Source organism: Clostridium sp. LXY-7 (genome assembly GCF_056172015.1).
The window spans coordinates 218,145-231,213 of the sequence record NZ_JBLLJL010000005.1 but is presented as its reverse complement, the minus strand read 5'-3'; the positions used below and the strand labels follow the sequence as shown (position 1 = coordinate 231,213).

The 13,069-nt window shown below is 30.4% G+C and carries 9 protein-coding genes; 5 read left to right on the top strand and 4 right to left on the bottom strand.

Features of this window, described 5'->3' with window-relative positions; all coding sequences use genetic code 11:
* Positions 1-100: 100 nt before the first annotated feature.
* Positions 101-1,702: a M56 family metallopeptidase gene (locus ACI48Q_RS17405; RefSeq protein ID WP_474920383.1), complete on the bottom strand. Its 1,602-nt coding sequence runs from the start codon at positions 1,700-1,702 to the stop codon at positions 101-103.
* 3 nt (positions 1,703-1,705) lie between these two features.
* Positions 1,706-2,092 (bottom strand): BlaI/MecI/CopY family transcriptional regulator, encoded by a 387-nt coding sequence (locus ACI48Q_RS17400; RefSeq protein WP_474920382.1) that lies wholly within the window; start codon positions 2,090-2,092, stop codon positions 1,706-1,708.
* Positions 2,093-2,417: 325 nt separating this feature from the next.
* Between ACI48Q_RS17400 and ACI48Q_RS17395 the strand changes: the two genes are divergently transcribed.
* Both ACI48Q_RS17395 and ACI48Q_RS17390 read left to right on the top strand, forming a co-directional pair.
* On the top strand, positions 2,418-3,512 hold the full coding sequence (locus tag ACI48Q_RS17395; protein WP_474920381.1) for a tetratricopeptide repeat-containing glycosyltransferase: 1,095 nt from the start codon (positions 2,418-2,420) through the stop codon (positions 3,510-3,512).
* 35 nt (positions 3,513-3,547) lie between these two features.
* Positions 3,548-3,715 carry a CDIF630_02480 family spore surface protein gene (locus ACI48Q_RS17390; RefSeq protein WP_474920380.1) on the top strand — a complete coding sequence of 56 codons (168 nt, stop codon included), beginning with the start codon at positions 3,548-3,550 and terminating at the stop codon, positions 3,713-3,715.
* 183 nt (positions 3,716-3,898) lie between these two features.
* Here the strand turns inward: ACI48Q_RS17390 and nifJ are convergent, their stop codons facing one another.
* The gene (gene nifJ / locus ACI48Q_RS17385) at positions 3,899-7,423 is read right to left on the bottom strand and encodes a pyruvate:ferredoxin (flavodoxin) oxidoreductase (protein WP_474920379.1); all 3,525 of its coding nucleotides are present in this window, start codon (positions 7,421-7,423) and stop codon (positions 3,899-3,901) included.
* 726 nt (positions 7,424-8,149) lie between these two features.
* Here nifJ and ACI48Q_RS17380 point away from each other — a divergent pair.
* From ACI48Q_RS17380 to ACI48Q_RS17370, 3 genes are all read left to right on the top strand, one after another.
* Positions 8,150-9,091: a dipeptidase gene (locus ACI48Q_RS17380; protein ID WP_474920378.1), complete on the top strand. Its 942-nt coding sequence runs from the start codon at positions 8,150-8,152 to the stop codon at positions 9,089-9,091.
* 115 nt (positions 9,092-9,206) lie between these two features.
* A complete protein-coding gene (locus ACI48Q_RS17375) occupies positions 9,207-9,740 on the top strand; it encodes a GNAT family N-acetyltransferase (protein ID WP_474920377.1) in 534 nt (177 codons plus the stop codon).
* Between the two features lie 481 nt (positions 9,741-10,221).
* On the top strand, positions 10,222-11,934 hold the full coding sequence (locus tag ACI48Q_RS17370) for a methyl-accepting chemotaxis protein (RefSeq protein ID WP_474920376.1): 1,713 nt from the start codon (positions 10,222-10,224) through the stop codon (positions 11,932-11,934).
* Positions 11,935-12,077: 143 nt separating this feature from the next.
* Here ACI48Q_RS17370 and ACI48Q_RS17365 read toward each other — a convergent pair whose 3' ends face one another.
* On the bottom strand, positions 12,078-12,950 hold the full coding sequence (locus ACI48Q_RS17365) for a LysR family transcriptional regulator (RefSeq protein WP_474920375.1): 873 nt from the start codon (positions 12,948-12,950) through the stop codon (positions 12,078-12,080).
* Positions 12,951-13,069 lie beyond the last annotated feature (119 nt).

Here is a 13,069-nt window from a genome sequence, read left to right as displayed (position 1 = left end):
AAATAAATTTAAATACCAGAACTTAAAAAAGGAGTATAGCTAGAAAAAATAATTTAGTCTAGCTATACTTCTTTGTATTAAAAAACTTCTTATTTTAAAATTAATCTATTGTATTTATATTGCTAGATATGGTAGTGAGAGGCATTTTATAGGTACCTAGAATCTTTTCTATGTCTTGTGGATTTGCTGGATATGTCTTTATGGTTTCTCGAATTTTTTCTTTTGAAGGAAGATTGGATGCACTAAACAAACCAAAATAAGATTCATTTTTCTTGTTGTCATGCCATGTATACCAATGAAGTCCTTGCTCAGAAGGTAAATTACCATAAATTTCTGTCAATTTAGAGAAGTAAGTATCTCCATTTATTTCTTCCACAATACTAGCGAATTTTTTACCCTGCTTAGGACTGATATCTAGCCATTTGCCACCAGCTTCTTTGAGAAATGCATTTTCTAGCTGTAGATATTCTTTTTTTGTACCATCAGTATAGTGAATTTTTATTGTACGGGTTGTTCCTTCAAATGGACTAGGGTTATCTTTAGATTCTGATAGATTTAAGGAAGTAAGGTAGTCAACTATTTTTTTAATATCTCCAACATCTTCAGTAGTTTTACTAAATGTATTGTTATTTGGTCGTCCTGTAATTTCAACTTTAGTAACATTTTTTGTTTCTATATTTAGATTTTGTGCTGAGCTACATCCTACTAATAAACTACATGCCATAGTAATTATAAGAAGTATGCAAAAAGGGAAAATACCTTTTTTCTTTTTACTCATATCTAATATATTTGTAAGTCGCTGTTTTATATTATTTTTATCTTTATAAAAACAATTAGAAAGAGAGCTGGTTTTTAGATTGGATTCATGTATCATACCCAAAAGCATTTTACTATATTTTTTTCGGAAACTTTGATCCATATCCTTCACTAGTTCAGCATCACAGGAAAGTTCAATATCTTTATTAGCTTCCCTTGCCATAAGATATATCATGGGATTAAACCAATGAATTGCATTAGCACACAATATCAACAATTTATACCACACATCATGTCTTTTATAGTGAATTAATTCATGCTTTAGTATAATTAATAAATCTTGATTTCTATAATTCTCCTTTGGTAGGAGCAATATAGGCTTAATAAAACCTGTTATCATAGGACTGGATACCTTTTTACAAACTTTTATATCTATATTTTTCGTAATTTTCATATCAATTAATAGTTGCTTAAATATAAGAATTATCCTCTCATCTTTTATGGAAGAACTCCATCGCTTTATAGAATTTTTAAAAGAAACATAGGAAAAAAGTTGATAGGAAGTAAAAATACTAATTCCTAATAACCATATAAAGGTAGACACTTTATTCACTGAAAAATTCTCCAGTATTTTAGGCTTAGCTTCATCTAGAACATTATATTTTTCTGGTTCTTTATCCTTTGTTGAAGCAAATAAATCATGTCTCATCTCTAAGTCAGTATAATAAGTAATCCTATTTTCAAGGGTAGGCAGAGTAATTGGTGCCTGGGGCAAAGAAAAACTTAAGGGAATAATCAATCGCACTGCAAGTATAAGCCATATCCAATATGGTAATTTTGAGTTATAATTTCTATTCAATAAGTTAGAGAGTAAAAATAGTATCAGAGTTATCATTGACACTATTAAGGTTACTTCTATAGTACTGTTTAGCAAATATTCAAACATATATTAATCCTCCTTTGTCTTTTCCTCAATAAATTCTTTTAATTCCGTTAAGTCCTCATCAGTAATAGATTGGCTATTATAAAGAGAAGCAACGAATTTCTTAAGTGAATTACTGTTTAATTTCTCTAAAAAAGATTTGTTCTCAGCTGCAAGATAGGAATCTTCACTTATTAAAGGTTCATAGTACCGATTTTTTCCCTGTTTATCAGTACTTAGAAAACCTCTCGAGATTAATCTGTTGAGAAGAGTTTGAAGAGCTGAGATGTTCCAAGGTCTCTTTTCATCAAGATAATCCTTTACTTCTTTGGTAGAGATAGGGGTGTTATTATCCCATATTACTTTCATAATTTCCAATTCAGTATCTGGTAAACGGTCAATTTTATTATTCATATTATCAACTCCTACAAATGTATGTTTATAATCATATACTACATTTGTATGTTATCATTGTCAAGAGTATTTTTACTGTAAATGGAATGTGAGTATGAATCATAAAGAATTAAGATATTTTAAGAAATTAGATAAAAGTAAGTTTATATATTTTGATAAGTCACAATATCACTTCAGGTAAATATGCATAATATGTATTGTATGAAAATATATTCAATACTAAATAAAAAATTAATTTTTTATTATAAGCTATTGGCTTTAAATAAAACATTTAATTTTTTTAATATCAAGAAGTTGAAAATAAGTAAGGATCAGGAGGGATATTGTGAATAAATATAAAATTGCTGTATATGCAATTTGTAAAAATGAGGAGAAATTTGTTGAGCGATGGATTGAGTCTATGTCAGAAGCAGACTCAATATATGTGTTAGATACTGGTTCAACAGATAATACGGTTGAAAAATTAAGGGAACTTGGAGCTATAGTAGTAGTGGAAGAGGTTAAACCTTGGAGATTTGATATTGCAAGAAATAAATCTCTCGAATTGGTTCCAGATGATGTAGATATCTGTGTTTGTACAGATCTTGATGAAGTTTTTGAAAAAGGATGGAGAAATAAACTTGAAGCCGCATGGAAAGAGGATACAAAACAAGCTAGTTATCGCTATACATGGAGTTTTAATGAAGATAAAAGTGAAGGGATTGTATTTTGGATTGAGAAGATACATGCAAATAGAAAGTTTAAATGGATACATCCAGTACATGAAGTATTAAAGTATATAGGAGATAAGTCACATAGGACTGATTTAGCTATGGGAGTACAACTTAATCATTACCCAGATCCAAGCAAATCGCGATCTCAATATCTTGGATTGCTTGAACTGGCTGTAAAGGAACGACCAAATGATGATAGAAATATGCATTATCTTGGTAGAGAATATATGTATAAAGAGATGTGGGATAAAGCTATAGAAACTTTACAGAAGCACCTTGCAATGCCAGAAGCAACATGGAAAGATGAACGCTGTGCTTCTATGAGATATATATCTAAATCTCTAGTAGGGAAAGGAGACCTAGAGGGAGCTAAATGGTGGCTCCATAGAGCTATAGCTGAGGCACCGCATCTTAGAGAACCATACATTGAAATGGCATTACTTCTTTCAAAGTGTGAAGAGTGGTATGGTGTTATATTTATGGTCAATTCTGCTTTGAAGATAGAAAATAGACCAATGACTTATATAAATGAAGCTGTTTCATGGGGAAGCTTCCCTTATGATTTAGCTTCAATTTCATACTATTGGATAGGACAATTAGATAAATCCTTAGAATTTTTACAAAAAGCTATTAGTTTATCTCCAGATGATGAAAGGTTGAAAAAAAATTATGACTTTATAAAAGAAAAAATTCCTCATAGAATTTAATCAATTGAACAAACTAATTCTAAGGAGGGATAAATATGACCGAAAATAGAGTTAAAGAAAAATTTATGGCAATGCCTATAGAAAATCACATAACTGCAGCTTGGGCTAATATTGAGAACGTAAAACCTATCTCAAATGTATCATTGCCTAATGAGAGTCAAGTAAGAGATGCTAAGGATTATGTTGATGCAAATCAAAAATAATTATATTAATGAATGGCTTTGTTTTAAATGATTTGTGAGTAATAATATGTAGCTTATTATCAACATTATATTAAAACAAAACCTAATAAATAAAGAAGTGAGAATCAACATCTCACTTCTCTATTTATTTAAATCAATTATAATTTTTTTAATTTTGAAAAGTCTAAACTTAAAATTTATTGATTAAAAGTTAATTTCAGAAAGTCTCCTATAGTTTTCATATCTTTCGCGAGCATGTTCTTCTGCTACTTTATATAACTCTTCAGCAATATCTGGGAAAGTATTTGCCAGAGAAGAATAACGTATTTCACCTAGTATGAAATCTCTAAAGGAACTGGTAGGTTCCTTGGATTCTAATAAAAATGGATTCTTTCCTTGAACTTTTAACTCAGGATTATATCTATATAGATGCCAGTATCCAGCTTCAACAGCTCTCTTTTCTTGAAGCATACTAGTTCCCATACCAGTTTTTATACCATGACTTATGCATGGAGCATAAGCAATGATTATAGAAGGACCATTATAAGCTTCTGCTTCAGCAATAACTTTTAGAGTATGATTCATATTTGATCCCATGGCGATTTGTGCTACATATACATAACCATAGCTCATAGCTATTAATCCTAAGTCTTTTTTTCTGATTTTTTTACCAGAGGCAGCAAATTTAGCAACAGCTGCTGTTGGAGTAGCTTTAGAAGACTGACCACCTGTATTAGAATATATCTCAGTATCCATAACAAATAAATTAACGTCATCACCGGTGGATAGAACTTGATCTAAGCCAGAGAAGCCGATATCATAAGCCCAACCATCACCACCAATTATCCAATGAGATTTTTTAATTAAATAATCCTTCTTTTCCATAATTTCTTTTAGAAGTGGATTTTGATTATAATCTTCCTTTTTAATAGCTTTTATAACATTAGCAGAGGCAATCTTTGAATTTTCACCATGATTCATAGTAGCTAGCCATTCTTCAAAAGAAGCTCTAAGCTCAGAGGAAATTTCAGTATTAATAGCTTCCTTCATAAGGTCAGATAATTTTTCTCTAATTTGTCTAACTGCCAAGAACATTCCATAACCATATTCTGCATTATCCTCGAAAAGTGAATTTCCCCAAGCTGGTCCTTTACCTGCTTCATTTGTGCTATAAGCAATTGATGGTGCACTTGCTCCCCAGATAGATGAACAACCAGTGGCATTAGCTATAAGCATTCTATCACCAAATAATTGAGTTAATAATTTGATATATGGAGTTTCACCACAACCAGGACAAGCTCCGTTAAATTCCATAAGAGGTCTAATAAATTGACTGCCCTTAAGAGTATTAGGATTTTTAGCTACTTCTTTATCCTTAACTGTGATACCATATTCCCAGTTATCTGATTCAGACTTAATTTCTTCTTCAGCCTTATTCATAATTAATGCTTTACCAGGAGCAGGACACACATCAGCACAATTTCCACAGCCGGTACAGTCAAGTGGACTGATCTGTATGCGATAATGCAATTGTTCCAAACCTTTTCCAAGAGGTTTTTTAGTTTCAAAAGATTCTGGTGCAGCAGCTTTTTCTTCATCATTTAATAAAAGTGGTCTAATTACCGCATGTGGACAAACGTAAGAACATTGATTACATTGAATACATTTATCAATTTGCCACTGAGGTATATTAGGAGCGATTCCTCGTTTTTCATAGGCTGTAGTGCCTAGAGGATAGGAACCATCTTCCATGCCTTCAAAAGCACTAACAGGAAGGGTGTCACCTTCATTTTTGGACATAGGTCTTTGAATGTTTTTAACAAAGGCTGGTTCCTCCTTAGTTGGAGTTTGTTCATCCTGAGCATTAAGCCATGAATTAGGAATAGATACTTTATGTAATAGTTCTATTCCTTTATCAATAGCAGTTTTATTCATATCTACTATCTTTGCACCCTTTTTACCATAAGTGTTCTCTACTGAATCCTTTAAATATTTAACTGCATCTTCTATAGGAATTATATTAGCTAGTTTAAAGAAGGCAGCTTGCATAATCATATTTATTCTAGCGCCTAAACCAATTTCACCAGCCAATTTAATAGCATTGATGGTGTAAAAATTTATATTATTTTTAGCTATATATATCTTTAAAGATGCAGGTATTTTTTCATTAAGTTCATCATCGCTCCAAGGGCAGTTAAGTACAAAAGTACCATTTCCCTTTAATCCTTTTAATAAGTCAAAGTGAAATACAAAGGTTGAATTATGACAAGCTATATAGTCAGCATTATACACAAGATAAGGTGACTTAATTGGCGTTTTACCAAATCTTAAGTGAGAAATTGTGCTTCCACCAGACTTTTTGCTATCATAGGAGAAATAAGCTTGTGCGTATAAATCAGTTTTATCTCCTATAATTTTCACAGCAGCTTTATTTGCGCCAACAGTTCCATCTGAACCTAATCCCCAGAATTTACAGCTAATATTTCCAGCAGGAGTGGTATTAATTATATCTTCTTCAGGGAGAGAGGTATTAGTTACATCATCAACTATTCCTATGGTAAATCCATTCTTAGGAACATCCTTCTTTAAGTTATTATAAACTGCAAGAATTTGTGAAGGTGTTGTATCTTTTGAGCCTAAACCATATCTTCCTCCCACAATAATAGGTTTTTCATCTTCAGCATAAAACAAGTTGCATATATCTAAATATAGTGGTTCACCAAGTGCACCAGGCTCTTTTGTACGATCTAATACAGAAATTTTCTTTACACTCTTAGGTAACACATTAAAAAAATGTTTTGGTGAAAATGGTCTATATAAGTGGACTTTAATTAACCCTACTTTTTCACCTTTATTCGATAGATAATCGATGGTCTCTTCAATGGTATCACAAACAGAACCCATAGCTACAATTATGTGTTCAGCATCTGAATCTCCATAGTAGTCAAATAAGTTATAGCTTCTACCAGTTATTTTTTCAATTTCTCGCATGTAGCTTTCTACTATATCTGGAATAGCTACATAGAATTTATTAGAAGCCTCCCTTCCTTGAAAGTAGATGTCTGGATTTTGAGCTGTACCTCTAACAGTAGGATGTTCTGGATTTAAAGCTCTATTTCTAAAATCATTTATAGAATCATAATCCACAATGCTCCTTATATCTTCTTGATTAATTAACTCTATTTTTTGATATTCATGGGATGTTCTAAACCCATCAAAAAAATGAATAAAGGGGAGTCGGCCTTTTATTGAAGATAAATGGGCTATAGTTCCAAGATCCATAGCCTCCTGAACATTAGAGGAAGCCAAAAGTACAACTCCAGTTTGTCTTGTTGCCATAACATCCTGATGATCTCCAAAAATTGAAAGAGCATGGGTTGCAATAGCACGTGCACTTACATGAAGCACGCCAGGGAGGAGTTCTCCTGCCATTTTATAAAGATTAGGGATCATTAATAGAAGTCCTTGAGAAGCTGTATATGTAGTTGTTAATGCCCCAGCAGCAAGAGAACCATGAAGAGCACCAGCGGCTCCAGCTTCAGATTGCATTTCAACTACCTTTACCTCTTGATTAAAGATATTCTTTTTTCCATGGGCTGACCAATCATCTACATTTTCAGCCATAGGGGTAGAGGGGGTAATAGGATAAATGGCAGCTACTTCTGTAAATGCATAGGATGCTTCTGCAGCAGCTTGATTTCCATCCATAGTTTTCATAACTTTTTTCATAAAAATCCTCCTTTAGAATGTTAGTTAAAAATCATAATATTTATATAGAATATTTAATCACTAACAAAAATTTATTATTCTATATAAGTATCTTAAAAGAAGGAATAATTTATACAATGTTTCATACAATATAAAAATTTTAGTTTGATTTTTTAGTATATATAGATTGTAATAATGAAACTACATTATGCAAATAGGCTTAAATATAAAATTAGATTAATTATCAATATATTTATGTAAATAGATATGAATATTTTTATATATATGGGTTAGAATATTAATAAATAGATGGCTATATTTTATTATGCAAGCAGCCCAAGTTGACTAATAAAAAGCTATTTATAGTTAAAAAGAGTGTGATAAATTCACACTCTTTTAAGCCTGTTTATTTTTAGAGAGTTGATTTTGAAATTGTTATATATATCCAACAGATGGATTAAGATTTTTTATAAATAAAACTGCAAGGTACAATTATTCCTGTAGTTTCATTATATACTTGTGTTCGTTGGTTGAAAAAGCCCTATAAATATAGAAAAATATATCAATTTCTATATTTATAGAACTAACATTATCGAGAGTAGGATTAAATGTAGCTAAGAAAAAGGAGAAGGAGTATAATGTAATTGTAGCTAAGATGTCAGCAATGGCAATACCAAGAGATAAACAAACTAGTGCTACATATGGAATAATTTAAAGTGTAATTAAATTTAGGTGGAGGTGTTGTCTATGAAAATAATTGATTTACATTGTGATACAGCATTAAATTTTGTGGGTGATAAGAAATATTCTCTAAAAAGTAATCCCTGTGCTGTAGATATTGATAAATTACAAAAAGCAAATTCAATAGCTCAATTTTTTGCTTGTTTTGTATTTTTAAAAGAAAATCCTGATCCATATTTAACATATTTAGAATTGGTAAAGGAAATAAAAAATCAGATAGAAGAAAATAAGAGTTATATAAAATTAGCCACAAATTATAGAGAACTTATAGAAAATGAAAAAGCAGGATTAATATCAGCTTTTTTAACCATTGAAGAGGGTGGTGCATTAAAAGGTGATATAAATAACTTATATAAGGTCTATGAAGAGGGAGTAAGATTAATTACCCTTACGTGGAATTTTGAAAATGAAATAGGTTTTCCGGGATGTGAACTAAGCTTTGTAAATAGTGGTCTTAAAGATTTTGGGATAGAAGTAGTATCAAAAATGAATGACTTAGGTATGATTATTGATGTATCTCATTTATCTGATGGTGGTTTCTATGATGTAGCTAAGTTCTCAACTAAACCTTTTGTTGCTTCTCATTCAAATGCTAGAAGTATTTGTAAACATACTAGAAACCTAAATGATGATATGATAAGAGTGCTTGCAGAAAAAGGTGGAGTAATGGGAATAAACTTTGAAAAAGAGTTTATTTCAGATAGTGGTATTACAACAGTTGATAAAATAATAACTCAAATAAAACACATATACAACATAGGTGGCATTGATGTAGTATCTTTAGGTAGTGATTTTGATGGTATAGATTCTAGAGATTATGAAATTAGCCATATAGGGGACATTGATAAACTAGTTCAAGGTCTTTATAAAAGTGGTTTTAAAACAGGAGAAATTGAAAAAATATGTTATGGTAATAATATGAGAATTATAAGAGAAGTGATGAAATAACTACCCTCTTAAGTTCTAAGTGGAGAAGAGAATAAGTGGACAGGGCTATTTTGAGAGAATAAAGATATCAGAACTATTTAATAAGGTAGCTATAAGGGAGGCATAAGAAGATAGAATGATTTATATAGAAACTTCACGATTAATTATAAGATCTTGGGAAGAGGAAGACTTAAAAGAATTTAGAAGGCTTAATTCAGATGAAGTAGTCATGCGATATTTCCCTAAAACTCTTTCGGAAGGGGAAACAGATGCTTTTTATGAAGCTATTCAGGAAGAATTTAAAACACATAATTATGGGTTGTATGCAGTGGAAGTAAAAGAAAATAGAGAGTTTATTGGATTCATAGGTTTTCACGAGGCAACTTTTGATATGGATTTTACACCTTGTATAGAGATAGGATGGAGACTAAAAAAAGAAGCATGGGGGCATGGGTATGCTACAGAAGGAGCAAAAGCTTGTATAAAATATGGGTTTGAGCAATTAGGATTTAGAGAAATATTTAGCTTTACGGCAGAAATAAATAAGCCTTCAGAAAATGTGATGAAGAAGTTAGGTATGAGTTATATAAAGGAGTTTAATCATCCTAGGGTTGAAAACAAGAGTCCATTATATAAACATGTATTGTATAGTATCAAAATAAAAAATTAGTTAACTGAAAGAACATTAGTCCAGAGATCGTAAAAAGTTTCATAATTAAATATATAACGTTTGTTTATAAGTTAAGAAAAAATCTGCAAATATCTATAATGGGTATAGGCAGATTTTATGTTATTTATATATAAAAATTATATGGCTTTACATATAACACTTTGTCATTTTTACCAGATGACTTCATTATGCTATATTTTATAAAAATAGCTTCTAAATAGGTAAAATATAAAAAATATTATATATTAAAACAAATGAAAAAAATGTAAAATTATAAGAAGTCATGATGATTATAGAAATAATTTAAAACAAATTTCTACAAAATATTGCAATGAAAATCACAATTAGCAAAAAAAATAGTAAATATCGTGAAAACTATTATTTGGTTCTTGCAGCATGTATAAATTATTTGAATTTAATGATATAATTGTATATATAGGATTTTATTCCTAAATATAGGATTAAGTTTATGGAGGAAAATATGAAAATTTTACGAAACTTGAAGGTATCGACTCAATTAATCACTAGTTTTGTAGTTATGTGTATTTTAATGTGTATTATTAGTGTGGCAGGGGCAATTGGTATGAAAAATGCCCATGATGTAGCTGATGAACTATATAATGATAACATGATTGGAGTTTCAGCAATTAATATAATAGATAAGAACTTATCAAATGTTAATTTAAACTTAAGATTAATTATGAGTGAAAATGATAAAAGTATAATAAAGGAATTGATGAATGAAATTGAGGAGATGAAGTTAGAGGCAGATGAAAACATTAAAATATATAAATCAGGAATTACTAGAGATGAAGACAAAGAACTTTCTGCTCAATTTGAAATAGAACTCAATAAATATAGAGATGTTAGAGGGGAATACTTAACTTTAATTTCATCAGGAAATAGGGAAGAAGCAATAAGGAAGTTTGACGAGGTTACACAGATAAAAAAAGGAATGGATGAAAAACTAAGAAAATTAGTTGAATATAATAATCAATGGGCGAAAGAGGATATAGATAATAGTACAACAGCCTATAAGAATTCAATTAAGATCACAGTAATCATTATAGCTATTTCAATCATTCTAGCGACCTTACTTGCAACTATTTTAACAAAATCCATAATGAGATTTTTAAATAAAACAAAAGCGTTTGCTGATAGATTATCAGATTATAACTTTTCAATGCCAATAGTAATAGAATCAGCTAATGAATTTGGAAAATTAGGACTAGCCTTGAATAAGGCTCAAGAAAATGTTGCTAACTTAATTACAGAAGTTATGAATAGTGCACAAGATATAGGTGCATCTAGTGAAGAGTTGTCAGCTACAGTAGAAGAGATGGCTTCAAATTTTGAGAATATTAATGAAGCGACAAAGCAAATCAATACCGTAGCTCAAGAAACAAGTGCAACTGCTCAGGAGATATCAGCATCTGTAGAAGAAGTAGACTCAAGTATTGTTATACTATCAAATAAAGCTTCTGATGGAAGTACTAATGCAATACAAATAAAAAATAGAGCTATAGAAATAGAAGAGAATAGTAAAAATTCATTGGAAAATGCTTCAAAGCTTTATAGAGATGTGGAGAGGGAAATATTAAAAGGCATAGAAAAGGGGAAAGTTGTTGAAGAAATTAAATTAATGGCTGAAACCATTGAGCAAATATCAGAGCAAACAAATTTATTAGCACTCAATGCAGCTATTGAAGCTGCTAGAGCAGGAGAAGAGGGAAGAGGCTTTGCGGTAGTAGCAGAAGAAGTTAGAAAACTGGCAGAACAATCATCAATTGCAGTTAAAAATGTTAAATCCACTATAAATGAAGTTAAAGATGCATTTAAAAGTTTATCAGATAATAGTAATGAGGTATTAAAATTTGTAGATAGTAAGGTTTCACCTGAATTTAAGAATTTTGTTCAAGTGGGAGAACAATATGAAGAAGATGGAGTTTTTGTAAGTAGTATGTCTGAGGACATAGCATCTATGAGTGAAGAAATTTCAGCAACCATAGATCAGGTGAGTGAAGCAATCCAAAACATGGCAGAAATGACTCAAACATCATCAGATAATTTAAATGGTATACAAGAAAGTATTAACGAATCAACTAAGGCTGTTGAACAAGTAGCAATTACAGCTCAAAGTCAAGCAGAGCTTGCAGAAAAGCTTAATGAGATAATTTTAAAATTTAAAATTTAAAGTGTTAAGTATAATATTAGAATTTTAGGCTTAGTTCTAAAATCAGCAACCATCTAAAACAAAGCCAAATTTTAAAAGAGTAAAAATTAAGGCATTTTTTAAAATATACTAGAAGATTACTAGTTATTTAAAAGATGCCTTAATTAAATATTTTCTAAATCAAAATCCTTAATAAAATCAACAAAGGCTTTGACCACATTTATATCTAAGGATTTTTTATGAAAAAGCATCCAGGTTTTTCTTAATAAAGGCTCCCCATTCTTGTTGGTTAAATTAATAATATACAAATCCTTGGTATCATTTATTACCGTCCTTGGTATGATGCTATAACCTAGATCATTTATAATCATTTCTTTAGATGTATCTGCATTATCTACTTTCATACTAACTATAGGTGGGGAAGAGTAATTATCTGACCACCAATTATCAATCATTAATTTTGATAAAATATCTGTCTGATAATCTATCAGAGGTAATTTAGGAAGGTCTTCTAAGGATATTTTATTTTTAGATACCACACACATATTTTCTTCAAATAGTAGATGTTTTTCATCGCACCATCCATAATCACCACGAACGAAACTGATGTGTACTTCGTGGGTATATACTAAATTAAATATATCTCTACTCCAGTCTGCCACTATTTTAAATTCCACATTAGGATATTGTTTTTTAAAAAGTTTTAATATAATGGGAAGTTTATACTTCATAATAAATCTAGATACTCCTAGTTTTAAGGTGCCAGAAATTACTTCTTTATTCATATTTATTACAGTTTCTTTTATGGTTTCAAGTTTTATTAACATTTCTGTAGCACATTTTGATAAGTATTCTCCTTCAGGGGTAAAAGATATACCTCTTCTTCCTCTATTTACAATTGTAACTCCAAATTCTTTTTCTATTTTTTGAAGACGATTAGTAAGTGCAGGTTGAGAAAGGTACAGACTGAGGGCAGTTTTACTAATATTCTTTTTTTTAGCAAGAATTTTCAAAATAAGCCAATCTTGATTATCCATCAGGTTCCTCCAGGGTAGCCATAAATTTTTTTTATAGCTAAACATAAAATTTAAATATTTTATTTATTTCTACCAGTGTACTAAACTACTACTAAGAGGTCAACCAACTGTTTATTGAA

Bases quoted from the DNA above. Each gene is read 5' to 3' on its own strand.
- ACI48Q_RS17405 (WP_474920383.1), bottom strand. From the start codon at position 1,702: ATGTTTGAATATTTGCTAAACAGTACTATAGAAGTAACCTTAATAGTG.
- ACI48Q_RS17400 (WP_474920382.1), bottom strand. From the start codon at position 2,092: ATGAATAATAAAATTGACCGTTTACCAGATACTGAATTGGAAATTATG.
- ACI48Q_RS17390 (WP_474920380.1), top strand. From the start codon at position 3,548: ATGACCGAAAATAGAGTTAAAGAAAAATTTATGGCAATGCCTATAGAA.
- nifJ (WP_474920379.1), bottom strand. From the start codon at position 7,423: ATGAAAAAAGTTATGAAAACTATGGATGGAAATCAAGCTGCTGCAGAA.
- ACI48Q_RS17380 (WP_474920378.1), top strand. From the start codon at position 8,150: ATGAAAATAATTGATTTACATTGTGATACAGCATTAAATTTTGTGGGT.
- ACI48Q_RS17375 (WP_474920377.1), top strand. From the start codon at position 9,207: ATGATTTATATAGAAACTTCACGATTAATTATAAGATCTTGGGAAGAG.
- ACI48Q_RS17370 (WP_474920376.1), top strand. From the start codon at position 10,222: ATGAAAATTTTACGAAACTTGAAGGTATCGACTCAATTAATCACTAGT.
- ACI48Q_RS17365 (WP_474920375.1), bottom strand. From the start codon at position 12,950: ATGGATAATCAAGATTGGCTTATTTTGAAAATTCTTGCTAAAAAAAAG.